Consider the following 23,800-nt stretch of genomic DNA (forward strand, 5'->3'; position numbering starts at 1 on the left):
TACGTTCCCATGCGCGACATGCTTCGCGCATGGGCGCAATTCTGCTATTGGAGGGCAACAAACCCGCACGCCATGCGCGATGCGAGTCCTGATGCCCGCCCCCGCCCGCTTTCCCCCGAACGCGTGCGAAAACCAGCCATGACGGAACTGCCTTGACCGAAATTCCCGAACAGACTCCGCCCTCCGACATGCTGCCGGTGACCATTGAGGAGGAGATGCGCTCCTCCTATCTGGCGTATGCCATGTCCGTCATCGTCAGCCGCGCGCTGCCTGATGTGCGCGACGGACTGAAACCGGTGCATCGACGCATCCTGTATTCCATGCGCGAAAGCGGCTTTACCCATGACAAGCCGTACCGCAAATCGGCCCGTGCGGTCGGTGACGTCATGGGTAAATACCACCCCCATGGCGACTCCTCCATCTATGACGCCATGGTGCGCATGGCGCAGTCATGGTCGATGCGGGTCAAGCTGATCGACGGGCAGGGCAATTTCGGGTCGGTCGATGGCGATTCCCCCGCCGCCATGCGTTATACCGAGGCACGCCTGGCGCGGGCAGCCTCTTTCCTGCTTGACGATATCGACCGCGACACCGTCGATTTTCAGCCCAATTATGACGAGAGCGAGCAGGAACCCCAGATCCTGCCCGCCGCGTTCCCCAACCTGCTGGTCAACGGTGCATCGGGCATCGCGGTCGGCATGGCCACCAACATCCCGCCGCATAACCCCGGCGAGATCATCGACGCCACGCTGGCGATGATCGAACGTCCCGACATGACGCTCGACGACATTTTGCAGTACGTCCCCGGCCCCGATTTTCCCACCGGCGGGACGATCCTGGGCCGCGCGGGCATCCGCAGTGCGTTCGAAACGGGACGCGGGTCCGTCATCATCCGCGCCCGTGCCGAGGTCGAGGAAATCCGCCGTGACCGCAAGGCCATCATCGTCACCGAAATCCCGTATCAGGTGAACAAGGCCACCTTGCAGGAACGCATTGCCGAACTGGTCCGTAACAAGCAGGTGGAGGGCATTTCCGACATCCGCGACGAAAGCGACCGTTCGGGCATGCGCATCGTCATCGAGATCAAGCGTGACGCGACGCCCGAGGTGGTGCTGAACCAGTTGTACCGCTTTACGCAGTTGCAGACTTCATTCGGGGTCAACATGCTCGCCCTCGATGGCGGGCAGCCGCGCCTGATGGGCCTGAAGGACGTATTGCAGGCCTTCATCCGCTTTCGCGAGGAAGTCATCCTGCGCCGCGCACGCTTTGACCTGAACAAGGCGCGCGACCGTGGGCACCTGCTGGTCGGGCTGGTCATCGCGGTGGCCAATATCGACGCGGTCATCGCACTGATCCGTGCGGCCCCGGACGCCGCCACCGCGCGCGCCGCCCTGATGGAACGCGCATGGGACGCGGGTGACATCGCCCCGCTGCTTGCGCTGATCCATGATGAGGGCAATGTGGTGGTGGACCAGCGCGTCCACCTGACGGAGGCACAGGCACGCGGCATCCTGGAACTGCGCCTGCAGCGCCTGACCGGACTGGAACGTGACAAGATCCAGCAGGAACTGTCCGAAGTCGCGACACGCATCAACGAACTGCTGGAAATCATCGCCAGCCGTCCGCGCCGCATGGAGGTCATGCGCAACGAACTGGCGACGGTGCGCGCCGAAATCGCAACGCCGCGTGCCACAGACATCGCCGATTACGCAGGCGACCAGACGGATGAAAGCCTGATTGAACCGGGGCAGATGGTCGTGACCATCACGCGTGACGGTTTCATCAAACGCACGCCGCTTGACGTCTTTCGCGCGCAGAACCGTGGCGGGCGCGGGCGCACGGCGGCGGGACGGCGGGGCGATGACATCATCATCCGTTCGTTCAATGCCCATACGCATCAATGGGTGCTGTTCTTCTCCTCCGGCGGTAAGGCCTATCGTGAAAAGGTCTGGCGCCTGCCCGAAGCCAGCCCCACGGCCAAGGGACGCGCACTGGTCAACCTTTTGCCCGACCTTGGCGAGGATTCGATCACTGCCGTGCTTCCTCTGCCGCAGGACGAGGATCTGTGGGAGAACCTGCACCTTGTCTTTGCCACATCATCAGGGAACGTGCGGCGCAACAGGCTGAGCGATTTCCGCAATATCCGCTCCTCCGGGCTGATCGCCATGAAGCTGGATGACGGCGACAGGCTGATCGGCGTCGCCACCTGCCGCGAAGGACAGGACGTCTTCCTTGGCACGCGCAATGCGCGCTGCATCCGGTTCCAGATCACGGACGATACCCTGCGCGTGTTCGCCGGGCGCGGCAGTTCGGGCGTGCGCGGCATCCGCCTTGCCGAAGGGGACGAGGTCAACAGCCTGTGCGTGCTGAACCATGTTGACGCCACGGTGGAGGAACGGTCCGCCTATCTGCGGATTGCCAACGCACGCCGCCGCGCCGAAAATGCCGCCCAGAACGGCGAAGACACCGCCCCCCCCCCGAGATCGCCAGCGATGACGAGGAAACGGCCACCGACCTCGCCCTGCCCCCCGAACGCGTGATGGAAATGGAAGGGGCGGAGGAAATCCTCCTGATCGTCAGCAATGCCGGGTTTGGCCGTCGTTCCTCCGCCTATGACTACCGTGTCAGCGGACGCGGCGGGCTGGGTATCAACAACATGTCCTTTCCCACCGCGCGGCGTGGCAACGCGGTGGTTGCGACCCTGCCGGTACTCGCGGGAACGGATGTCATGCTTGTCACCGATGCGGGCCGCCTGATCCGCCTGCCGGTGGACCAGATCCGCATCATGTCCCGACAGGCCAGCGGCGTGACCCTGTTCCGCCTGAACGATACCGAAGAAGTCACCAGCGTCTTCCCTGTCATGGATGATGGCGAAGATGATGAGACCGACGCGGCAGGCACGGATGAAAACGCGACCGGCGAAACCGGTGCCGCAACGGACGGCCACGATGACTGACGCGCGTGTGCGCGCCGGCTTTTACCCCGGCACCTTTGACCCGGTGACGAATGGCCACCTCGATATCATCGCGCGGGCGTCCCGTCTGGTGGGGCGTCTGGTGATCGGGGTGGCAAAGGACACGACCAAGCAGCCCCTGCTTTCACTGCAAGAGCGGATTGCGTGCCTGCGCACCGATATCGCGGCCCTTGGCCTGCCCCCTTCGACCGTGATCGAGGTGGTGGGATTCGAAGGGTTGCTGGTCAACGCCGCCCATGCGCATGGGGCACATGCGATATTTCGTGGCCTGCGGGCGGTTGCGGATTTCGATTACGAGAACCAGATGTCAGCAATGAACACGCATCTGGCCCCGGATATCGAGACCGTTTTCCTTATGGCGCGACAGGGGAACCAGTATATCTCCTCCCGCCTGGTCAAGGAGATCGCGCGGCTGGAGGGGGACATTACGGACTTTGTCTCCCCTTCCACCCGTCAGTGCGTTCTGGCGCGCCTGCAGGGCCGCTGAAAGCAGCCCTTGGCTGCGCGTCCCCTGCGCGCATGGGACGCCCGCCAGTTTTTTTCAATCACAAGCGACAGGAAACGGACCGTCATGTCTGACACGAACAAGGCCGACCTTATCAACATGGACCTCAAGACCGGGCGCGTGGTCATCCGCCTGCGTCCCGACCTCGCGCCCCTGGCGGCGGAACGCATCCGCACGCTGTCGGCCGAAGGGTTTTATGACAACACACCGTTCCACCGCGTCATCCATGGGTTCATGGCACAGGGCGGCGACCCGACCGGCACCGGCACGTCGGGCAGCAAGCTGCCGGACCTGAAGGCTGAATTCACCAACAAGGCAAAGTTCGAACGCGGCACGCTCGGCATGGCCCGCACCATGAACCCCGACAGCGCCAACAGCCAGTTCTTCATCATGTTCGAACCTTCCCCCCACCTTGATGGCCAGTACACGATCGTCGGCCAGGTGATCGAAGGCATGGACCATATCGACCAGATCAAGCGTGGCGCGGGACATAGCGGCATGGTGCAGGAGCCCGACCGCATCATCAAGATGCGTCCTGCCGACGACGCGGCGGCCTGAACCCAGACACCGGTGCGGCACACGCAAGCCGCACATGGGGGCCATGTCATCATGGTCCCCAACACGGGCACCGCCGAAAGGCGCGTCAGGGAACATATTGAAATCATAAAGAAGTTTTCAGGGTAGCTTTTGGCCAGAACGTCCTGAAAAGACAACTTTCCGGTAAAAAAAGCACCCCGATCCCCAGACCCCACCCCGGTATTCCCGTTTGCCATTACCGTGCGCCGCAGGGTGTCCTGAAACAATCCCGCAGGGTCACGATCATCAATTCGTGGCGTAACGGACAACAACTCCCCTTAATATCAGCGATTTAGTTCGCGGGTATATTTTCATCTTCTCCTTGACAGTCCGCATCAGGCCGCCTACACCCCCGCTTGAGCAGTAAAGGGACGTCAAGGCGCGTCGGGTCGTCCATGACCTGACCCCTGTTACGGCAGGCCAGATCCCCTTATCGTGAGCCGGTAGCTCAGTCGGTAGAGCATTCGACTTTTAATCGAATGGTCGTGGGTTCGAATCCCACCCGGCTCACCATCATTTTCCCAATATTTTCCCGGGCACGCTTTTTTCCTTGCCCTGCTGCCCCCTATTTCAGGCACCACGCATATATCCGATACGATATATCGGGGCCACGTCTGTGATTACGCCTGTGCCCTGACACCATTCCGGGACAGGGGCTGGAATGGTCAGTTCCACATAACCATCTGACATAAAAATCATAAAATCTCTGGGATCTGCCTTTTCCCAAAGGGGCGATGTCTTTTGCAGCTTTTGAAAACGCCTCCCCGGGGCTTGCTGTTCATTGTCATCCCAGAATGCCGAAACACCTGTTTATCACCTGTTTATCAGTGAAAATGACAGGGTTGCCCGATGGTTGGGGATATATCCATCTGCACGACCATCAGGTCCACCGCACCGTCGCCAACATTGCCCCCCAGATGTCCCCTGCGCCCCTGCATCGGCCCGGTGCGAAACGGGCGGGTATTCTGATCCTCGCCCAGCAGGACGTCCCCCGGCCCCATTTCGACACGCGCGCCATCCATCGCCTGCACAAACCAACGCCCATGCAGGGGCACAATCCACTGCACCTTCGGATCTTCATGCCATGTCCCGTCCCAATGTGGGGGCTGCACCGTCATCAGCACCGTCGCACGGCCGTCTGGCTGCCGGTCCTGCCATTGCGGGCCTGCGGGTGGGGACATGCTCTTCAACACGAACCGTGTCAGCGGACAGGTCGCGATATGGCTGACACCCTGTGCATCGGTCCACATATGATGGTAGGTAAACTGTGGCGGTGACGGTTCCTGTGGGGCGGCCCGCAGAACCCCGGGCGACAACACCTGCACCACAAGGACCAGCCCAACCGCCAGCATCCATGCCCGGCACCACCTGTTTTCATGCCCCATGATCATTTCATGAATCCCCCATGCAAATATCGCGCTGCCACAGCGTTGCACCCATGCGGCGATTGGTTGGATATGGTGCCGCCCCCATAACCCGGATCGGGAACGGAATTTTGTAAATCTGGTGACGAACAGCACGCATAAATAATTAAAATACCAAAACGAGACATTAATTATAATTTTATGTCTTGTTTTTGTTAATATTATGTCATATATAACTTCATTCTGATATATCGCCATGCCATGACGATATCAATCCGGCCGAAATACCGCGTTCCGCCCTGTTCCTTTGCGACCGGACGCAACAGAAAATGTATCATCGGGATTGCAACAGCAATCTGCGGCCACATGACATTCTGTGAGAACTGATGAGCCTGAATCCTGTCCTGACTGCCGTAACCGATCGCGTGATCGAACGTTCCGCACGATCGCGTCGCCATTACCTTGACCTGATCGCACGGGAAAAGGACGCCGGCATATCGCGCCCGCACCTGGCCTGCGGCAACCTTGCCCACGCCTTTGCCGCGGCAGGAGAGGACAAAGCCGGTATCAGGGCGCAGCGCGCGATGAATATCGGTATCATCACATCCTATAACGACATGCTTTCCGCGCATCAGCCCTATGGGCGGTACCCGGACCAGATCAAGCTGTTCGCCCGTGAGGTCGGGGCCACGGCACAGGTGGCCGGGGCCACGCCCGCGATGTGCGACGGCGTGACACAGGGTCAGCCGGGGATGGAACTGTCGCTGTTCAGCCGTGACGTGATCGCGATGTCCACCGCGGTCGGGCTGAGCCATGGGATGTACGAAGGCGTCGCGATGCTTGGCATCTGTGACAAGATCGTACCGGGCCTGCTGATGGGGGCACTGCGCTTTGGGCACCTGCCCACCATCCTGATCCCGTCGGGGCCGATGCCTTCGGGCATTTCCAACAGCGAAAAGCAGCGTGTCCGCCAGCTTTATGCCGAAGGCAAGGTGGATCGCGAACGCCTGATGGATGCAGAGGCAGCGTCCTACCACGCGCCGGGCACCTGCACGTTCTATGGCACGGCCAACACCAACCAGATGCTGATGGAGGTCATGGGCCTGCACCTGCCCGGCTCCTCCTTCGTGCCGCCCAACACGAAACTGCGTCAGGAACTGACGCGCGCGGCCATCCACCGGCTGACGCAGATCGGGCCGAACGGCAACGATTACCGCCCGCTGGGCCATTGCGTTGACGAACGCGCCATCGTCAACGCCGCCGTTGGCCTGCTGGCGACGGGCGGGTCCACAAACCTTGCCATCCACATCCCGGCGATGGCGCGCGCAGCGGGCATCATCATCGACTGGGAAGACCTCGACCGCCTGTCCGCCGTGGTGCCGCAACTGACGCGTGTCTATCCCAACGGATCGACCGACGTGAACGGCTTTCATCAGGTAGGCGGCATGTCCAGCCTCATTGGCTCCCTGCTTGATGCCGGGCTGCTGCATCCCGATATCCTGACCGTCACCGAAGGTGGCTTCACCCGTTACCGCACCGCACCGCATATGCGCGACGACAGACTGGTATGGGAAGAAGCCGGGCCATCACGCGACGACACGGTCCTGCGCGCACCAGCCAACCCGTTCCGCAAGGATGGCGGCATGCGCCTGATGCAGGGGAACCTCGGGCGCGGCATTTACAAGACGAGCGCCGTGGCGCCAGAACGCTGGACGATTGAGGCCCCGGCCCGGATATTCGAAGACCAGCAGGACGTTATCGACGCGTTCAAGGCAGGCGAACTTGATCGTGACGTGATCGTCGTCGTGCGCTTTCAGGGACCGGCTGCCAACGGCATGCCCGAACTGCACCGCCTGACACCGACACTCAGCGTCCTTCAGGATCGCGGCCACAAGGTCGCGCTGATGACCGATGGCCGCATGTCCGGGGCCAGTGGCAAGGTACCCGCCGCCATCCATATCGGCCCAGAGGCCCATGCCGGCGGCCCGCTGTCGCGCCTGCGCGATGGGGACATGGTGCGGGTATGCGCGCGATCCGGGCGCATCGACGTGATGATGGATGCGGCGCAATGGGAACAGCGTACGCCCGCCACCGGACCAAGGGGTGGTTTCGGCACGGGACGCGAACTGTTCGCGCTGATGCGTGACGGTGTGGACAGCCCCGAACGCGGGGCCTCGGCCATTCTTGCCGCGATGGACCATATGGCCGAAGCCGAAGGGCTGTCGTAAAATCCGCACACAGGACCCGGACGTAAGGCCGGGCATAAGATACCGTCATCCCCGCCCCGCCGGGACCAGAGAAAACCAAGGAAACACCATCGTGGCTACCATCGAAGACATCATGACACTGTCCCCGGTCATTCCGGTGCTTGTCATCCATGACCCTGCTCATGCCCGTCCCGTGGCCGAGGCCCTTGTCGCGGGGGGGCTGCGCACGCTGGAGGTTACGCTGCGTACGGAGCGCGCGCTTGACGTCATCGCGGAAATGGCAAAGGTCGAAGGCGCGGTCGTCGGTGCGGGCACGGTGCTGAACAAGGCCGACCTCGATGCCAGCGTGCGGGCAGGCGCACGCTTTATCGTCAGCCCCGGCCTGACCAAGCCGCTGGCGCATGCGGCGCGGGACGCGGACGTACCGCTGCTGCCGGGCATCGCCAATGCAGGCGACATCATGCGCGGGCTTGACCTTGGCCTGACACGCTTCAAATTCTTTCCTGCCGAGGCGTCAGGCGGGATTGCAGCGCTCAAGGCGTTGTCGGCCCCGTTTGGACAGGTCCGTTTCTGTCCCACAGGGGGGATCCGTCAGGACACGGCGGCAAACTGGCTGGCGTTGCCGTCAGTACTGTGCGTGGGCGGGTCATGGCTGGTACCGTCGGGCACCCCGGATGCAACCGAAATCACCACCCGTGCCCGCGCGGCTGCGGCACTTACGGTCTGATCCCCCATCACTTTAGCAAGCCGATCGCCTGACAGGGCGGGCACGCACCCCGCGTCGTCAGGCGGTCAGGTGGTCAGGCGGAATGTCAGGTTATAGCGCACATCCCCACACAGCGGATGATGCGCCAGGGGCAGTGGCGCGATCCCGTGCCATGTCAGGCGTGACGCCCCGCCCCACACCACGACATCCCCATGGCGCACCACGATGCGGCGCACAGGGGCCGCACGTGTTGGCCCGCCCCACAGGAACACCGCCGCCACGCCGAGCGAGATGGAGACGATGGGCGCGTCACACCGTTCATCACGATCCTGATGCAGCCCCATCCGGTCACCCGGGCCATAACGGTTGATCAGGCCAGAATCCGGCACGAACCGTGCATATCCCGCCTTTTGCGCGCATTCCCCCGCAAGGTCACGCAACAGGGCAGGCATAGGCGGCCACGGCCGTCCCGTCCGGGGATCATGCGTTTCATAACGGTATCCCGCCGCATCACTGACCCAGACACGCGCGCCACACCCGCTCATGCCCACCGACATGCGGCCCCCACCGGGCGTCGCCATATGCCGTAACGGCGCACGGCGTACGATATCGCTGATGATCGACAGGAGTACGCCTGCCCGGTCGTGGACAAGGCCGGGCAACAGCCATGCACCGGGGGACAGCGCCTGTGCGGGGGCATCCCTGCGGCCCGGCGGTTCCTCCGTATTGAACAAGATGCCCTGCATCATCGAACCACCTCCCGGCAAGGCGCATAATAACAAGGCCCATAATAATACGATGCCACGGCATGTCTGGCCGGGATTTTCCATCTGTGGCGCCAGATGGGGATAGCATCATAAAAAAGGCCATCGCACCTGGATGGCCTTTTCATCGTCATGTTGGGATGGTTGCGTCAGAAGCTGTTGTCGTCGCCCGCATCAAAACCGCCGCCATCATCGAACCCGCCTGCATTGTCGCCACCGGCGTCAAAGCCCTGATCGGCGGTCGTGCCACTGCCCGCGAACGGATCAGCGGATGCGCCACCCGCGCCGGAATCGCCATAATTGTTGTTGATGATGGTTTCACCACCACCGGGCACCCCACCCGCGCCAAAGCCGGCATCACTGTCATGATGGCCACTGAACAGGCCCGTCAGGGCGTTACCCACCATCATGCCGCCAGCGACACCTGCCGCCGTCGTCAGGGCGGACCCAAGGAAACCCGAACCACGCTGCGGGAACATGCCAGGCTGCATCCCCGGCGGATAGACCGGCTGCGGCGGGGCGGCAGGGGCGGCGCCCCCACCCCAGCCCGGCGGCGGAGCGGCGGCCGGGCGCGGTGCGGACTGCTGCGCGCCGCCACCACCGAACATGCCGCTGAAGAACCCGCCCGGACGTGCGGGCTGTGCCGCCTGTGGCTGGGTCTGCTGTGCCGCGGCAAGCTGCTGTTGCGCCTGCTGCACTTCCCACTGCAACTGCCGGATGCGGTTCTGCGCCTCCGCCAGGGCCGCTTCCTGCACCACGGCCATCTGGGTGATGCGATAGCGGGCCTCGGGGTATTTCTGGAACATCTCCCCGATATACTGGTCGGCCTGCGGATCGATCGGCGGCAGCGCGGACGCCGTCTGCGGTACGCTGCCGGTGGTCGCGCCGCCAACGCGGGCGAAGAACTGTGCGATCAGATCGCGTTCCTGAATATTCATCGTAATTCCATCCTGCTCCACACAAGGATACTGATCCAGCCATCAATCATGTGGCGCGCGACGCGACAATGCGCAAGACCCCGCGCCATGCAGGCAACAGACAGCCACACGGCATGCCCCGCCTTCCGGTCGGGGCGACATGACGGTATGCTGTTCGCAGCAATTGCGCCAGATGGTGCAGACCCGACCCCGTTCAACGGAGCATCCTGTTCATGGACCCGGCCCCCGTGCCCCGATCATCCCGTACGCGCCCCCTGTCGTTCCAGGGGCTTATCCTGAAACTGCACCAGTTCTGGTCCGAACAGGGCTGCGCCATTCTCCAGCCCTATGATACGGAAGTGGGGGCCGGCACCCTGTCGCCGCACACCACGCTGCGCGCGCTTGGCCCACGCCCGTGGAAGGCGGCATACGTACAACCCTGCCGCCGCCCGTCAGACGGCCGGTACGGGGAAAATCCCAACCGGCTTCAGCATTATTACCAGTATCAGGTCCTGCTGAAGCCCACGCCCGAAGACAGCCAGAAGCTGCTGCTTGACAGTTATCGCGCCATCGGGATCGACCCGATGGAACATGACATCCGTTTTGTGGAAGATGACTGGGAAAACCCCACCATCGGGGCATGGGGGCTGGGCTGGGAGGTCTGGTGCGACGGGATGGAGGTGACGCAGTTCACCTATTTCCAGCAGGTCGGCGGCATTCCCACCGTCATGCCCTCCACGGAACTGACCTATGGGCTTGAGCGCCTGGCGATGTACGTACAGGGGATCGAGAACGTCTATGACCTCGACTTCAACGGGCAGGGCCTGACCTATGGCGACGTGTTCCTGCGCGCGGAGCGCGATTATTCACGCCATAATTTCGAGGTCGCGGATGTGGAGATGCTGCACCGCCATTTCGTCGATGCGGAACGCGAATCCACTTCCCTTGCCGAACAGGGCCTTGCCCAGCCCGCCTATGACCAGTGCCTGAAGGCCAGCCATCTGTTCAACCTCCTCGATGCGCGTGGCGTCATCAGCGTCAGCGAACGCGCCTCCTATATCGGTCGCGTGCGCACGCTGGCGAAGCGATGCTGCGAAGCGTGGCTGGCGGGCGAAGGATAACAAGATCATGCCCGAACTTCTGCTTGAACTCTTTTCCGAAGAAATCCCCGCCCGCATGCAGCAACGCGCGGCAGAGGATCTGCAACGCCTGCTGACGGAGGCGCTGTCCCCGCTTGACCCGCGCGATGCCCGCACCTTTGCAGGGCCACGCCGCATCGCAATCTCGCTGGAGGTTGACGCGACCGTGCCGGGCAGCACCGTGGACGAACGCGGCCCACGTGAAAGCGCACCGGACAAGGCACTGGCCGGTTTCATGCGCAAACATGGGGTCGAACGTGATGCGCTGGTGCTGGAAAACGGGTTCTGGGTCCTGCGGCGTGATGTGCCCGCCGTACAGGCCGCAGCCCACATCGCCGTCACCATCCCTGCACTGTTGCGCCGTTTCCCGTGGCCCAAGTCGATGCGCTGGGGTGTCGGCAGCAGCTTTACATGGGTGCGTCCGCTGCGCCGGATTGCATGCGTGCTTGATGGGCAGGTCGTGCCCTTCACCCTGGCCGAAGGGGACGATAACGGGCATGGGCTGGTGGCTGCCAACCTGACCGAAGGGCACCGTTTTACCGCGCCGGGCGCGTTTGCCGTGACCGGAACGCAGGACTGGCTGTCGGGCCTGCGCGCACGCCAGGTCGAACCCTGCGCCGTCGCCCGCCGTACCACCATCGCCGAAGGCGTCGCGCGCCTTGCCGCCGAGGAGGGGTTGGGTGTTGTCTCTGACCCCGCCCTGATTGACGAGGTCGCGGGCCTGACGGAATGGCCGGTGCCGTTCCTGGGACAGATCGACGACGCATTCATGACCCTCCCGCCCGAGGTGATGCAGGTGTCGATGCGCGTCAACCAGCGCTATTTCGCGCTGCGCAATGCCGATGGCTCCGCCGCCCCGCGCTTTGCCTTCGTCGCGAACATGGAACCATCGGACGGTGGCGCGCTGACAATCGCGGGCAATGAACGCGTGCTGCGCGCGCGCTTTGCCGATGCCCGGCATTTCTGGGATCTGGATCGCACCCACACGCTGGACAGCCGGGTGGCGCAACTGGACCGCATCGTCTTTCATGCCGCCCTTGGCAGTCAGGGGGAACGGGTGCGGCGTATCGTGCGCCTTGCCGGGCTGATCGCCCCCATGGTGGGCGCGGACACGAAACAGGCCGAACGCGCCGCCCTGTTGTGCAAGGCGGACCTGACCACCGGCATGGTGGGCGAATTCCCCGAACTTCAGGGCACGATGGGCGCCTATTACGCCCGCCATGATGGGGAGGACAGCGCGGTTGCCGATGCGATTGGCGCACATTACATGCCGCGCGGGCAGCATGACGGCGTCCCCCACGCCCCCGTATCCATTGCCGTAGCACTGGCGGACAAGATCGACAGCCTTGTCGCATTCTTCGCGGCGGGGGAAAAACCCGGTGGCTCCGGCGATCCGTACGCCCTGCGCCGCGCGGCCCTTGGGCTGATTCGCATCATCCGCGAAAACCACCTGCGCCTCGACCTTGCGGAAATTTTCGTCATGGCCGCCCATGGCCTGCCTGAAAACCTGCGGCTGGCGCCGGACCTCGACCTGCTGCCACAATTCGTGGCCGAACGCCTGCGTGTGCAGTTGCGTAACGAGGGCGCGCGCCACGATATCCTGGCCGCCGTGTCGGTGGGCAATACCGATACCGACATCACACGCCTGCTGGCACGCAGCGATGCATTGGCCGACATGCTGGCGACGGAGGATGGGCGCAACCTGCTGGCCGCGACAAAGCGCGCAGCCAACATCCTACGTATCGAGGACCGCAAGGATGGCCCCCACGAAGGCGCGCCCGACCCCGCCCTGTATGCACAGGACGAGGAACGCGCCCTTGCCGATGCGCTGGCCCACACGATCCCCGCCGTGGAAAGCGCCATCAGCGAGGAACGTTTCGCCGACGCCATGCGCGATGTCGCCCACCTGCGCCCCGTGCTAGACCGGTTTTTCGAGGGCGTCACCGTCAACGCCGAAGACGCCGCCATCCGTCGCAACCGCCTGCGCCTGCTGTCGGAACTGCGCCGCATGACCGTACTGATCGCAGATTTCAGCCAGATCGAAGGCTGATCCCACGCCCCCGTGACTATAACCACGGGGGCGTCTTTCTCTGCGGCTCTGCCCCCGCACCCCACCAAAGGTCACAAGCCTCTGGAAACCATAACCTCCTCAACGATGCGGGATGCAGGGGATGGGCAGAGCCCGGATGGTCCCTGCATGCGGCGACATCGCGCACCGGAAGACAGAGAGGCTGTTTGAAAAGTCAGGCTCGATAACATCCTGAAATGATAAAGGGTTTTTGGTGAAGCTTTTTCCAAAAAGCTTCAGGAGACGCCGCATTTTTGAAAAAAAGCGGCACCCGAAAACTTTTCTTGTTTTTTATCAAGGAGTTGTTTTCCAACACTCTCCGGGCGTCACTACGCCAGATATACAAGACGCGCCGCCTGCCCACGCCGCACCACCACCACCGCATTCTGCCGATATCGCCGGGCAAGGCGCAATGCCGGGGCAAGGCCCATTTTCACCGCATAGAGCGGTTCGGACCATCGGCCCAGCCGCCCTTCGCCGGGGTAATGGGGCACATGGCGCAAATCATGGGCCAGGCGCGCCATCATGCGGGTATTCCATCCATCCGTCCGCCGACGCCCACCCGGATTGCACGCACTCAGCATCACGACGGTCCCCCGCCGGGGCAGGCCCGCATCGTCGGGACGTTGTCCCACCCGGACAACCGGCAGGGAGGCGGCATGATAGGTACTGAGGCGATAGGACCGGCAGGTGGCGGCAGACGGGGGCAGGATGCCGCTCATGCATCCCCATCCGTCGTTTCGCCAAAGGTGGAATTGCGATGCACCCACGCAGACAGCAGCAGCCCGAACCCAAACATCACCATCAGCATGGCCGACCCGCCATAGGAAATCAGCGGCAGGGGCACGCCCCCCACCGGGATTGCCCCCATCACCATGGACAGGTTAACCGCGCAATAAAGAAAAAAGTTCATGCTGATCCCCAGCCCGAGCAGCCGCCCGAACTGGTTGCGGCTGCGGATCGCGATCAGCATTCCGCCCAGGATCATCACCAGCAGCAGCCCGATCACCGCCGCCCCACCGACATACCCCCATTCCTCCGCAATCATGGTGAAGATGAAGTCGGTCTGTTTTTCAGGCAGGAAGTTAAGCTGCCCCTGTGTGCCATGCAGGTATCCCTGCCCCCACATCCCCCCCGACCCCAGCGCGATCTTCGACTGGATAATGTTGTAACCCGCCCCCAGCGGGTCATTCTCAGGATGCAGGAAGGTGATGACCCGCGCCTTCTGGTAATCATGAAGGTGGCTGTAGGCAATCCTGGTCAGGAACGGCAGCGGCGCGGCCAGCAACGCGATCTGCCACAGGCGCATCCCTGCGGCAAAGAACAGGCTGGCCCCCACGGTGGCGATAATGACCGCGGTGCCAAGATTTGGCTCCTTCAGCACCAGCCCCACCGGCACCAGCACAAGCAGCGCGGGCGGTAACAGATAAAGCGGATTGCCAATGTCACGGTAACTGATCTTGTGAAACCAGCTTGCCAGCACCAGCACCAGCGCAATCTTCGCCAGTTCCGAGGGCTGGACCTGCAATCCCCCGATCATCAACCATCGCTCCGCCCCCTTGCCCACATGCCCCATACGCAGCACCGCAACAAGCAGCAGCAGCGATACGCCATAAAGCGGCCATGCCAGACGGACCAGCACCGCCGGGCTCATCAACGCGACCCCCAGCATCATCACCAGCCCGAAGCAGAAACGGATCGTCTGCGGTTCGGCAAACGGGCGTGATGTCCCGCCACCCGCGGAGTACAACGCCCCATACCCCACCGCCGCCAGCAGGCAGATCAGCACGACATAAATCCAGTTGACCTGCCACAGCTTGGCAAGGATCTGGAAATTGGGTTCCGCCCGCAGCAGGCGTTTTTGGAAGTTCATGTCAGTCCCCCGACGGCAGCCATGGCCGTCGCGATAACGTATGCGATGGGCCGCCCCACGCCAATGGCGCGACCGTTATCCCTGATCCACGTCCGCCTGCGCCACTTCCTGGCCCGGCGATTCCTTGTGGTTGACCGGATCGCGCATCAGCGTATCGGTCATGATGTCACGCGCCAGCGGGGCCGCGACCTCCGCCCCTGCATTGCCATGTTCCACCACCACCGCCGCCGCATAACGCGGTGCGTCATAGGGGGCAAAGCAGATGAACAGGGCATGGGGGCGATATTCCCACGGCAGGTTGGCGGAATTGAAATGACCGCTTTCACGCATGGCGCGCGAAACACGGCGCACCTGCGCCGAACCCGTTTTACCCGCCATCTGTACGCCCGGAATGGCCAGACGCGCCTTGGGCGCGGTGCCGCTTTCCTCATTCACGACGGCATACATGCCCTCGCGGATCGCGTTTAGGAAATGATCGGGCATGTTCGCCATCGGCCCGGCATGGTCCAGCCCCGCCATATCGCCAAGCCTGCCGCCAACCGCGCGCACCAGATGCGGCTGCACGTCGCGTCCACTGGCAATGCGCGAGGCATAGGTGGCAAGCTGGAGTGGCGTGACCTGCATGAAGCCCTGCCCGATGCCGCTGACGATGGTGTCGCCCCCGTTCCAGTGATGGCCATGCGCGCGCCGCCATTGCGGGGTCGGGATCAGCCCCTGACGCACATGCGGCAATTCAATGTCGAGTGGCGCACCAAGCCCGAACTGATGCGATGTCATCGCAATCGGGTCCATGCCCGTGCGGCGCGCAACCTCATAGAAAAACACGTCGCAGGAGAATTTGAGCCCCTGTTTCAGCGTCAGTGACCCATGCCCATAGCGCGACCAGCAGTGAAAACGCGTACCGCCGACATCAATATAGCCAGGGCAGTTGATCCGGTCGGTTGGCGACAGCGTGCCCGCACGCAGCGCCGCCATCGCCACCGCAGGCTTGAACGTGGAACCGGGCGGATACAGGCCCGACACCGCCTTGTTAATCAGGGGGGTCTGGCTGTTGTTCGTCCATTCGACCCACTGCGCCTGGCTGACGCCACTATCGAACAGGGACGGGTCAAAGGAGGGATTGCTGACCATGGCCAGCACTTCGCCATTGCGGCAGTCCATGACCACCGCGCTTGCGGACTGATCCGCGATCCGGCCCAGCACCTGCTGTTGCAGCCCGCTGTCGAGGGTCAAGGTGATCTCGTTCCCCGGCCTCCCCTCGTCACGGTCCAGTTCGGCCATGATGCGGCCAACGGCATTGACCTCCATCTCCACCGAACCGACCTGCCCGCGCAGGCCCTGGTCCTGTGTCTGCTCGATCCCTGAACGCCCGACGCGCATGCCCGGCAGCGCAAGTTCGGCATCCCCCGCCACGTCCTTTTCCGACGGCGGAGCCACATACCCCACCACATGCGCCAGAAGCGGGCCAAAGGGATAGACGCGCGTGGTGCCCACATCAATCAGCACGCCCGGCAGCGAAGGCATGTTGAGTTCCAGCCGCGCCATGTCATCCCATGACAGGAAATCGCGCAGCATGATGGGGATGAAGCGTCGCTTATGCCGCAATTCACGCTCGATCCGCGCGGTGTCGCGGGGCTCCAGCGGGACAAGCTGGGAAAAACGCTCCAGCGTGCCGGGCAGGTCATTCGTCTCTTCCGCCAGCAACAGCGCGCGCCAGTTCACCTTGTTCGCCGCGACAGCAATGCCGAAACGATCCGTGATGCGCCCACGCGGCGGCGCAAAAAAGCGTTTGCTTAACCGATTGTTTTCCGCCAGCCGTGCATAATGGCTGCCATCACGAACCTGCAGGCCATACAGGCGTTGCGCCAGCGTGCCCAGCACCGCCCCCTGCGCCGCCATCAGCAGCAATGCGCGACGCGTGAAAACACCCCGGGAAGGATTCTTGCCTTCCTCCGGGCGGGTCATCAATCGCGTACCTGTTTTCTTAGTGCGAAACTTCATTCACCCATCCGGGCAGATCGGAAGACGTCTGATCCATAGCCCTGTTCAGGCGCGATTCGCGTCGTTGACGATAAAGTGGTAAGTCCAGACGAATATGACATAAAGCACCGGAAAGCTGCCAAATGCCAAGATGCATTCGAACATGAACGGCAGCGTTTCCACAAGATGCAGCGCAAGGGCCGAGCATAATACCCATTGAAGCGCGGTCGCGAACACCATGACAATGCCAAACACCAGCCACAACACAAAGACGTTCAGCCGCGCCAGGACGTAACGCCCCGACAGCCCCACCCCATGCACCACCAGCATGATAAGCAGCATGACGCCCGGTGGCTCGAAACTCAGCAGATCGACGCACATCCCCAGCCCGAACACCGCCACCGATGGCATCAGCGACGGGCGGAACACCGACCACAGGAAAACCGACACCTGCACGATGGCAGGCATCAGTTCCGCCTGCGCCGGGATATTGAGCGGCGCCGACAGCACCAGCGTCACCAGCAGCACGAACAGGCACGGCAGGCAATGCCGCATCAACAGGTCCGTGCCATGGGCCAACCCGGAACGTGGCTGGATTTCCGGCTTCAGCGATGGTGGGGAAAGCGGTTTCATACATGCACCCCTTCATCCCCGCTTTGGCTGGAACTGTGGCGGAAGGGTCATGGTCCGCCCAAGGGTGGGCAACGGTATGCGCCCCGGCGCATCAGGCGGCACCACCGCATCGGCATAGTTGAATATCCGCAGGATATCGAGGTGTTCCAGACCGGCGGCGGGGATCACCACCGGTGTGCCCGGACGCAGGTAATGGACATGCCCGACCGGAAGGCCGGCAGGCAGGGATTCAATTTCGCCGTTGGTCACGACGCGTTCCCCTTCCACCGGCATATTGTCCTGCGGGTAATAGATGATTTTCGGGGTGCCTGAATTATCCCCCGCCATGATCGCCGCCGCATGGCTGGATTCCAGCGTGACGGGCAGGCGGCTGGAGGAATCAGTAATCAGCAGCACGCGCGCCGAACGCTTGCCCACTTCCGTCACACGCCCCGCAAGGCCCGCGCCATCAAGGGCGATACCGTCCTTGCGCACATTGGTATCTGGATTGATGGACAGCAGCACCGCGCGCGCATACAGCCCGCTGGTGTCACGCACCACACGCCCGGTGACATAGGACGGGGCCTCGTCAGGAATCCAGTGCAGGTTGGCCTTCAGCGTCGCATTTTCATCCGCCAGCGCGGCAGCCACATCGTACCAGTGCTGCAAATTGGCATTTTCGGTGCGCAGACGGATATTTTCCGCCTCCAGATTGCGGATGTCCTGCAGATTGCCCGACAGCTCACGCAGGCGGGCCTGTGGCCATGCCACAAGCCCATAGGCCGGGGCCAGCATGTCGGCCACCTGCATGCGCATATGTTCGATCAGGGGGCGGTCCGCCTTGCCAAGCAGGATGACACCACAGGCGACAAGGATAAGGAATGGCAGGACAAGCTTGCCCATCGCCTGACGGGACTGGATGGAAACCGGCATCACCATGATCCTGTCGCCCCCCTGCCCACGCATTGGCCGGACCTATCGAACGTGCCTGAAAGCCGGCCCCCCATCGTCCTGCTTTCCCCTCATTTCATCTTGTGCCCTGCCACCGCACACCATCGGCGGCGTGGCGCAGGTCATCGTCAGTACATGCTTGTCAGCACATTGCGCAACCGCTTCATTTCCTCAAGCGCGCGGCCGGTGCCCATCGCAACACATGACAGCGCGTCTTCGGCCACCGTCACCGGCAGGCCCGTCGCACGGCGCAGCACCTCGTCAAGACGATATAGCAGCGCGCCGCCACCCGTCAGGACAATGCCCTTGTCCACGATATCAGCGGCCAGTTCGGGCGGCGTGTTTTCCAGCGCCGTTGTCACCGCATCAAGGATCTGGCTGACCGGTTCGGCCAGGCTTTCGGCGATCTGCGCCTGCGACACCACGACTTCGCGCGGTACGCCATTGATCAGGTCACGCCCCTTGACCTCCCGCCACGGCCCGGCATCATCCGGGTCATCGGGGGGAATGGCGGACCCAAGGCCGATCTTGATCTGCTCTGCCGAACTTTCACCGATCAGCAGGTTATGGTTGCGCCGGATGTAGGAGATGATCGCCTCGTCCATCTTGTCGCCGCCCACCCGGACGGAGCGGGCATAGACGATCCCCCCGAGCGAGATGACCGCAACCTCGGTCGTGCCGCCGCCGATATCGACGATCATGCTGCCCGATGGTTCGGTCACAGGCAGGCCCGCACCGATCGCGGCGGCCATCGGTTCCTCGATCAAAAAGACCTTGCGCGCGCCCGCGCTTTCGGCGCTTTCCTGAATCGCGCGGCGTTCCACCGCGGTTGACCCCGACGGGACGCATACGATAATCAGCGGGCTGGCAAACATGCGTCGATTATGTACCTTGCGAATGAAATGCTTGATCATTTCTTCCGCAACTTCAAAATCGGCGATGACGCCATCGCGCAGCGGGCGGATGGCCGTAATATTGCCAGGGGTACGGCCAACCATCAGCTTGGCTTCCTCCCCAACGGCCAGAACCTGTTTCTTGCCCCGTACCTCGGCCAGGGCAACGACCGAAGGTTCATTCAGGACGACGCCGCGCCCCTTGACATAAACCAGTGTATTGGCCGTGCCGAGGTCAATCGCCATATCAGCGGACAGCAGACCCAGCACACGAGCAAACATCCAAAACTCCCGACAACAAACCAGCCATGACCCATTCCACAGCTTCAACCCGGCGACACGGCCATGACGCGCCTGTCGCCTGTCGAAAAATCTGGATCAGGTCGAGGACTTACCGGTGCTGACGGATGGGAGCAAGAGGAGACATGGTTTTAATTCGTTAATTTCTGGACGCCAAGGCGCTTTGTTACAAAATGCCCAAATTTTATCACGCAAGACATCCTTATCCTGTGCGACGCACACTACAATATGACAACCTGCCGGATGCGGCAGTTCCGCCGCCCCTGCCCAAGAGATTGAAGAGAATGACCCTTCACGATTTACTGCATCGGCCCCTTGCCATCGCGACCCTTGCCATATCCTGCATGACGATGGCCGCATGCACCGACAATTATGATCCCGGTCAGCGTGCGCTGGCCGGTGGGCTGATCGGCGCAGGGGGCGGCGCGGCGATCGGCGCGCTGGCCGGTGGGGGCGAAGGTGCCGCGATCGGTGCGCTGGCCGGGGCGGGGGGCGGCGCGGCCGTGGGTGCCGCGACCACCCCGCGCAGGCCCCGTTCCTCTGGCGGGCCGCCAAGCTATATCTGTCCCAACGGGACCGTGCTGCCCCCCGGATACTCGCCCCAGAACTGCCCCGGGGCACGTCCATCCGGTTACGGCTACGCCACGCCGTCCTATTCGCAGGGCTATCCGCAGGAAGGATATCCGCAGCAGGAAACCTATCCCCCCGGGGCCTATCCGCAGGGATCGGCCTATCCCCAGAGCGGATATTCGCAACAGGGCGGATATTACCAGCAGTAAGCCTCCCCCCTTCCGCGTGGAATATGAAAAAGGGCTTTGCCATTGCGGCAAAGCCCTTTGTTTTATCTACAGGAAAACGATTTTCACCGGGCGGCTTCGACAGGCCCCGCCCGTTCGGGAAAATGCGGACACCGGGGACCGTCTGTCGTTTTGCAAAATCTCGAAATCAGGGGAAACCGCCCAATCAGGCCGTCAGTTCGGCAGGCTCCGCACGGTCACGCTTGACCAGCAGCTTGTTCAGCGCATGGACATAGGCGCGCACGGCCGACACCAGGGTATCGGCATCCGCCCCCTGCCCGTCCACCATCTTGCCACCTTCCTCCAGCCGCACGGTGGTGCGGGCCTGCGCGTCGCTGCCCTCCGTCACCGCGCCAACGGAATAGAGTTGCAGCGTCGCATCATGGGCGACGATGGCACGAATGGCATTGAACGCCGCATCGACCGGCCCCTGCCCCGCGACGGTCGCATGTTCTTCCTTGCCATCGACCTCCAGCGTCAGTTCGGCCTGCGCCGGGCGGCGCGACCCCGCGGATATGTCCAGCGCGACAAAGCGGATGCGGGCATGATCGCGGACTTCGTCATCGACCAGCGCGACCAGGTCCTCGTCATAAATGACCTTCTTGCGGTCGGCCAGATCCTTGAAACGGTTGAACGCATCATTGAACTGCGCCTCATCCAGCGCGTCGTACCCCATCGCCTTCAGCTTGTCGCGGAAGGCCGCGCGCCCCGAATGCTTGCCCAGCACCAGTGACGAACGCGTCCAGCCAACGCTTTCGGGCGTCATGATCTCATAGGTTGCGGCGTTCTTGAGGATACCGTCCTGATGGATGCCACTTTCATGGGCGAAGGCATTGCGCCCGACGATCGCCTTGTTCGGCTGCACATCGAACCCGGTGATGGTGGACAGCATGCGCGACATCTTCAGCAGTTTTTCGGTCTGGATACCGGTGGTATAGGGCAGGACGTCATGGCGCGTGCGCAGGACCATGACGATTTCCTCCAGCGCGGCATTGCCCGCGCGTTCGCCAATGCCGTTGATCGTGCATTCGATCTGCCGCGCGCCCGCGCGCAGGGCCGCGACCGTGTTCGCCACCCCAAGGCCGAGATCGTTATGATTGTGGGTGGAGAAAATGACCCCGTCCGCCCCCGGCACGCGCGCGCGCAGATCGGCAAAGATGCGCGCCATGTCTTCCGGCGTGGAATATCCCACAGTGTCGGGAATGTTGATCGTCGTGGCCCCGGCCTTGATCGCCGCCTCCACACAACGGCACAGGAAGTCGGGATCGGTGCGTGACCCGTCCTCCGCCGACCATTCGACGTCATCGGTGAACTGGCGCGCGGCCATGTTGCCTGCCTTGATGACCTCCAGCACGGTCTCCGGCTCCATGCGCAGCTTGTATTTCATGTGCAGCGGGGAAGTAGAGATGAAGTTGTGGATGCGCCCGCGTTTCGCCTCGCGGATCGCCTCGCCCGCGCTTGCGATGTCATTCTTGCCGCCACTGCGGGCCAGCGCGCAGACAACCGCTGTCTTCACGGTGCGCGCGATCTGCGCCACGCTGTCGAAATCGCCCTTTGACGCGACGGGAAAGCCCGCCTCGATCACATCGACGCCCAGATCGCCCAGCGCCTCGGCCATCCGCAGCTTTTCAGCCATGTTCATGGAAAAACCGGGCGACTGTTCCCCGTCACGCAGGGTCGTGTCGAAAATGATGACACGGTTTTCGTCGATGCGCCCAAAGGACGGATGGTTGATGGTCATTGAAATACCTCGGACATATCCGGATGTGGGACCGGCATTCCACACCGGGCCATGCCGGGCGGGAATGCGTCATTTCGTTTCATGATGACCGCGGGACGCGGCCCGACTTTCCCCTGAGCGCACCGGAACATGCCGGCCCTGATCGCTCAGGGGCGGATAAGTCGTAGAAGACGAAAAAGTCCGGCGTGGTCGCGGGCACGCAGGGACACTGGCGCGTGCGCGCCGGTCAGACCTGCCTGAATGTGCCAGTTCGTTGCCATGGCGGGCACAATACAGCGCAAATGCCCGATTGCAACACATAATGCGCCCTCTGCCGCTTTATCCCGTAACCCGTGTCACCATGGAGGCAGAGGCGAAATACCGGTCGATCGCCTGCACCATGGCGCCCGCCACGACCATCCGGTGCGCCGACTGCCGCAGCGCAGCTTCGTCGAGATGGTTGGACATGAACCCCATTTCCACCAGAACCGACGGAATATCCGCCGATTTCAGCACCACGAAGGAGGCATGCCGCGCCGGATGCGTCAGCAGGCTGATGCGCGGGCGGAAGGAGGACACGATGCTGCTGGCCATGTGTGCCGCGCCATGGCGGGTTTCCTCGGTTACAAGGCTGGCGAGGATTTCCTGCACCTCGGGCGAGGTCGCATGCACCTGCGGGCCGCCAAACCGGTCCGCACTGTTTTCCGATCGCGCGATCGCCGCCGCCTGTGCATCGGATGCATGCGACGACAGGGTATAGACGCTGGCCCCACGCACAAGGCGGTCATGCAGCGCATCGGCATGCATGGAAATGAACAGGGACGCCTTGTGCGCATGCGCAAGGTCCACACGCCCTTCCAACGGGATAAAGCGGTCATCGGCGCGCGTCATCGCCACGCGGTAACGCCCGCTGCTGACAAGCTGGCGCTCCAGCTCCGCGGCGGCGGCCTCCGCCACGTGTTTTTCATAGGTGCCCGAAACGCCGATCGCCCCCGGGTCCTTTCCACCATGGCCGGGGTCGAGCATGATCAGCGGACGCGGCGGCTGCGCCCGTCCCACGATGGCCGGACGATGCAGCCCCCCGCCCCCGGCGACATTGGATGCCGCGGTATGGCCGGGGACGTGGGATGGAGCATGAAATACGGGATTATGGGCAGCCGGATGATGCGTGGTGGCGCACATCGCACGGCGGGGGGCGATGACGGCCATGGCGATACCCGCCAGCAACGCCCGCCGGCGCACCGCCGCGCGCACCGATAGCGGACCTGTCCCCAACCCGCCATTTGCGCATGCCCCGCCAGCGGGCATCGCGACAGGCGCCGTAATGGCGGGCCCTGTGGTTGCCGCAGTCGTGACGACGGGTTTCCCCACGGTGTGCGCGGCGGGAATGTCGCGGGCGTGCATATCGGCGGAAGATACGGTGCGCATGCTGCGATACGGCCTTCATCGGACGG

The 23,800-nt window shown here is 63.0% G+C and carries 18 protein-coding genes, 1 tRNA gene and 1 pseudogene; 9 read left to right on the forward strand and 11 right to left on the reverse strand.

Going from position 1 to position 23,800, the window contains the following annotated elements; all coding sequences use genetic code 11:
* Nucleotides 1-188: 188 nt before the first annotated feature.
* From gyrA to FYB92_RS13950, 4 genes and pseudogenes are all read left to right on the forward strand, one after another.
* Nucleotides 189-2,956: pseudogene (gene gyrA, locus FYB92_RS13935) on the forward strand (DNA gyrase subunit A).
* Nucleotides 2,949-3,461 (forward strand): pantetheine-phosphate adenylyltransferase, encoded by a 513-nt coding sequence (coaD, locus tag FYB92_RS13940; protein WP_040510454.1) that lies wholly within the window; start codon nucleotides 2,949-2,951, stop codon nucleotides 3,459-3,461. Before gyrA ends, coaD begins: the two are co-directional and overlap by 8 nt.
* Before the next feature lie 84 nt (nucleotides 3,462-3,545).
* Entirely contained in the window at nucleotides 3,546-4,037 is a 492-nt protein-coding gene (locus FYB92_RS13945) for a peptidylprolyl isomerase (RefSeq protein ID WP_003617886.1), read from the forward strand.
* A gap of 455 nt (nucleotides 4,038-4,492) precedes the next feature.
* Nucleotides 4,493-4,568, forward strand: a tRNA-Lys gene (locus FYB92_RS13950).
* Between the two features lie 311 nt (nucleotides 4,569-4,879).
* Here FYB92_RS13950 and FYB92_RS13955 read toward each other — a convergent pair.
* Nucleotides 4,880-5,446 (reverse strand): cupin domain-containing protein, encoded by a 567-nt coding sequence (locus FYB92_RS13955; RefSeq protein WP_332828822.1) that lies wholly within the window; start codon nucleotides 5,444-5,446, stop codon nucleotides 4,880-4,882.
* A 359-nt stretch (nucleotides 5,447-5,805) separates the two neighbouring features.
* Here FYB92_RS13955 and edd point away from each other — a divergent pair, with 359 nt between their 5' ends.
* Together edd and eda are read left to right on the forward strand one after the other, a co-directional pair.
* Nucleotides 5,806-7,647: a phosphogluconate dehydratase gene (gene edd, locus FYB92_RS13960; protein ID WP_075595934.1), complete on the forward strand. Its 1,842-nt coding sequence runs from the start codon at nucleotides 5,806-5,808 to the stop codon at nucleotides 7,645-7,647.
* Between the two features lie 91 nt (nucleotides 7,648-7,738).
* Nucleotides 7,739-8,353, forward strand: a complete 615-nt coding sequence (gene eda / locus FYB92_RS13965; protein ID WP_062808611.1) for a bifunctional 4-hydroxy-2-oxoglutarate aldolase/2-dehydro-3-deoxy-phosphogluconate aldolase — start codon at nucleotides 7,739-7,741, stop codon at nucleotides 8,351-8,353.
* 65 nt (nucleotides 8,354-8,418) lie between these two features.
* Here the strand turns inward: eda and alkB are convergent, their stop codons facing one another.
* A complete protein-coding gene (gene alkB, locus FYB92_RS13970) occupies nucleotides 8,419-9,081 on the reverse strand; it encodes a DNA oxidative demethylase AlkB (protein WP_332828823.1) in 663 nt (220 codons plus the stop codon).
* Nucleotides 9,082-9,245: 164 nt separating this feature from the next.
* Nucleotides 9,246-10,034, reverse strand: a complete 789-nt coding sequence (locus tag FYB92_RS13975) for a DUF2076 domain-containing protein (protein ID WP_003617876.1) — start codon at nucleotides 10,032-10,034, stop codon at nucleotides 9,246-9,248.
* Nucleotides 10,035-10,246: 212 nt separating this feature from the next.
* Here FYB92_RS13975 and FYB92_RS13980 point away from each other — a divergent pair, with 212 nt between their 5' ends.
* Together FYB92_RS13980 and glyS are read left to right on the forward strand one after the other, a co-directional pair.
* On the forward strand, nucleotides 10,247-11,134 hold the full coding sequence (locus FYB92_RS13980; protein ID WP_003617875.1) for a glycine--tRNA ligase subunit alpha: 888 nt from the start codon (nucleotides 10,247-10,249) through the stop codon (nucleotides 11,132-11,134).
* 7 nt (nucleotides 11,135-11,141) lie between these two features.
* The gene (glyS, locus tag FYB92_RS13985; RefSeq protein ID WP_332828824.1) at nucleotides 11,142-13,202 is read left to right on the forward strand and encodes a glycine--tRNA ligase subunit beta; all 2,061 of its coding nucleotides are present in this window, start codon (nucleotides 11,142-11,144) and stop codon (nucleotides 13,200-13,202) included.
* A gap of 347 nt (nucleotides 13,203-13,549) precedes the next feature.
* Here glyS and FYB92_RS13990 read toward each other — a convergent pair whose 3' ends face one another.
* From FYB92_RS13990 to FYB92_RS14015, 6 genes are all read right to left on the reverse strand, one after another.
* A complete protein-coding gene (locus FYB92_RS13990; protein ID WP_075595931.1) occupies nucleotides 13,550-13,942 on the reverse strand; it encodes a DUF3293 domain-containing protein in 393 nt (130 codons plus the stop codon).
* Nucleotides 13,939-15,093, reverse strand: a complete 1,155-nt coding sequence (gene rodA, locus FYB92_RS13995; protein ID WP_048859137.1) for a rod shape-determining protein RodA — start codon at nucleotides 15,091-15,093, stop codon at nucleotides 13,939-13,941. The genes FYB92_RS13990 and rodA overlap by 4 nt, the downstream gene beginning before the upstream one ends.
* Nucleotides 15,094-15,168: 75 nt before the next feature.
* Entirely contained in the window at nucleotides 15,169-17,094 is a 1,926-nt protein-coding gene (gene mrdA / locus FYB92_RS14000) for a penicillin-binding protein 2 (RefSeq protein ID WP_332828825.1), read from the reverse strand.
* Between the two features lie 45 nt (nucleotides 17,095-17,139).
* On the reverse strand, nucleotides 17,140-17,706 hold the full coding sequence (locus FYB92_RS14005) for a hypothetical protein (protein WP_003617871.1): 567 nt from the start codon (nucleotides 17,704-17,706) through the stop codon (nucleotides 17,140-17,142).
* A 12-nt stretch (nucleotides 17,707-17,718) separates the two neighbouring features.
* Nucleotides 17,719-18,618, reverse strand: a complete 900-nt coding sequence (gene mreC / locus FYB92_RS14010; RefSeq protein ID WP_040511490.1) for a rod shape-determining protein MreC — start codon at nucleotides 18,616-18,618, stop codon at nucleotides 17,719-17,721.
* 146 nt (nucleotides 18,619-18,764) lie between these two features.
* Nucleotides 18,765-19,811 (reverse strand): rod shape-determining protein, encoded by a 1,047-nt coding sequence (locus FYB92_RS14015; RefSeq protein ID WP_003617867.1) that lies wholly within the window; start codon nucleotides 19,809-19,811, stop codon nucleotides 18,765-18,767.
* Between the two features lie 302 nt (nucleotides 19,812-20,113).
* Between FYB92_RS14015 and FYB92_RS14020 the strand changes: the two genes are divergently transcribed.
* Nucleotides 20,114-20,608 carry a hypothetical protein gene (locus FYB92_RS14020; protein ID WP_003617865.1) on the forward strand — a complete coding sequence of 165 codons (495 nt, stop codon included), beginning with the start codon at nucleotides 20,114-20,116 and terminating at the stop codon, nucleotides 20,606-20,608.
* Between the two features lie 184 nt (nucleotides 20,609-20,792).
* Here the strand turns inward: FYB92_RS14020 and FYB92_RS14025 are convergent, their stop codons facing one another.
* Nucleotides 20,793-22,367, reverse strand: coding sequence for a 2-isopropylmalate synthase (locus tag FYB92_RS14025; protein ID WP_003617864.1), 1,575 nt, complete (start codon nucleotides 22,365-22,367; stop codon nucleotides 20,793-20,795).
* Between the two features lie 318 nt (nucleotides 22,368-22,685).
* The gene (locus FYB92_RS14030; RefSeq protein ID WP_332829025.1) at nucleotides 22,686-23,555 is read right to left on the reverse strand and encodes an N-acetylmuramoyl-L-alanine amidase; all 870 of its coding nucleotides are present in this window, start codon (nucleotides 23,553-23,555) and stop codon (nucleotides 22,686-22,688) included.
* Nucleotides 23,556-23,800 lie beyond the last annotated feature (245 nt).

It is taken from the genome of Novacetimonas sp. GS1 (assembly GCF_036686925.1).
Lineage (GTDB): Bacteria > Pseudomonadota > Alphaproteobacteria > Acetobacterales > Acetobacteraceae > Novacetimonas > Novacetimonas hansenii.

What these genes read in the sequence shown, in the direction of transcription:
- coaD (WP_040510454.1), top strand. Translation starts at nt 2,949, where the DNA reads ATGACTGACGCGCGTGTGCGCGCCGGCTTTTACCCCGGCACCTTTGAC.
- FYB92_RS13945 (WP_003617886.1), top strand. Translation starts at nt 3,546, where the DNA reads ATGTCTGACACGAACAAGGCCGACCTTATCAACATGGACCTCAAGACC.
- FYB92_RS13955 (WP_332828822.1), bottom strand. Translation starts at nt 5,446, where the DNA reads ATGATCATGGGGCATGAAAACAGGTGGTGCCGGGCATGGATGCTGGCG.
- edd (WP_075595934.1), top strand. Translation starts at nt 5,806, where the DNA reads ATGAGCCTGAATCCTGTCCTGACTGCCGTAACCGATCGCGTGATCGAA.
- alkB (WP_332828823.1), bottom strand. Translation starts at nt 9,081, where the DNA reads ATGATGCAGGGCATCTTGTTCAATACGGAGGAACCGCCGGGCCGCAGG.
- FYB92_RS13975 (WP_003617876.1), bottom strand. Translation starts at nt 10,034, where the DNA reads ATGAATATTCAGGAACGCGATCTGATCGCACAGTTCTTCGCCCGCGTT.
- FYB92_RS13980 (WP_003617875.1), top strand. Translation starts at nt 10,247, where the DNA reads ATGGACCCGGCCCCCGTGCCCCGATCATCCCGTACGCGCCCCCTGTCG.
- glyS (WP_332828824.1), top strand. Translation starts at nt 11,142, where the DNA reads ATGCCCGAACTTCTGCTTGAACTCTTTTCCGAAGAAATCCCCGCCCGC.
- FYB92_RS13990 (WP_075595931.1), bottom strand. Translation starts at nt 13,942, where the DNA reads ATGAGCGGCATCCTGCCCCCGTCTGCCGCCACCTGCCGGTCCTATCGC.
- rodA (WP_048859137.1), bottom strand. Translation starts at nt 15,093, where the DNA reads ATGAACTTCCAAAAACGCCTGCTGCGGGCGGAACCCAATTTCCAGATC.
- mrdA (WP_332828825.1), bottom strand. Translation starts at nt 17,094, where the DNA reads ATGAAGTTTCGCACTAAGAAAACAGGTACGCGATTGATGACCCGCCCG.
- FYB92_RS14005 (WP_003617871.1), bottom strand. Translation starts at nt 17,706, where the DNA reads ATGAAACCGCTTTCCCCACCATCGCTGAAGCCGGAAATCCAGCCACGT.
- mreC (WP_040511490.1), bottom strand. Translation starts at nt 18,618, where the DNA reads ATGCCGGTTTCCATCCAGTCCCGTCAGGCGATGGGCAAGCTTGTCCTG.
- FYB92_RS14015 (WP_003617867.1), bottom strand. Translation starts at nt 19,811, where the DNA reads ATGTTTGCTCGTGTGCTGGGTCTGCTGTCCGCTGATATGGCGATTGAC.
- FYB92_RS14020 (WP_003617865.1), top strand. Translation starts at nt 20,114, where the DNA reads ATGACCCTTCACGATTTACTGCATCGGCCCCTTGCCATCGCGACCCTT.
- FYB92_RS14025 (WP_003617864.1), bottom strand. Translation starts at nt 22,367, where the DNA reads ATGACCATCAACCATCCGTCCTTTGGGCGCATCGACGAAAACCGTGTC.
- FYB92_RS14030 (WP_332829025.1), bottom strand. Translation starts at nt 23,555, where the DNA reads ATGGCCGTCATCGCCCCCCGCCGTGCGATGTGCGCCACCACGCATCAT.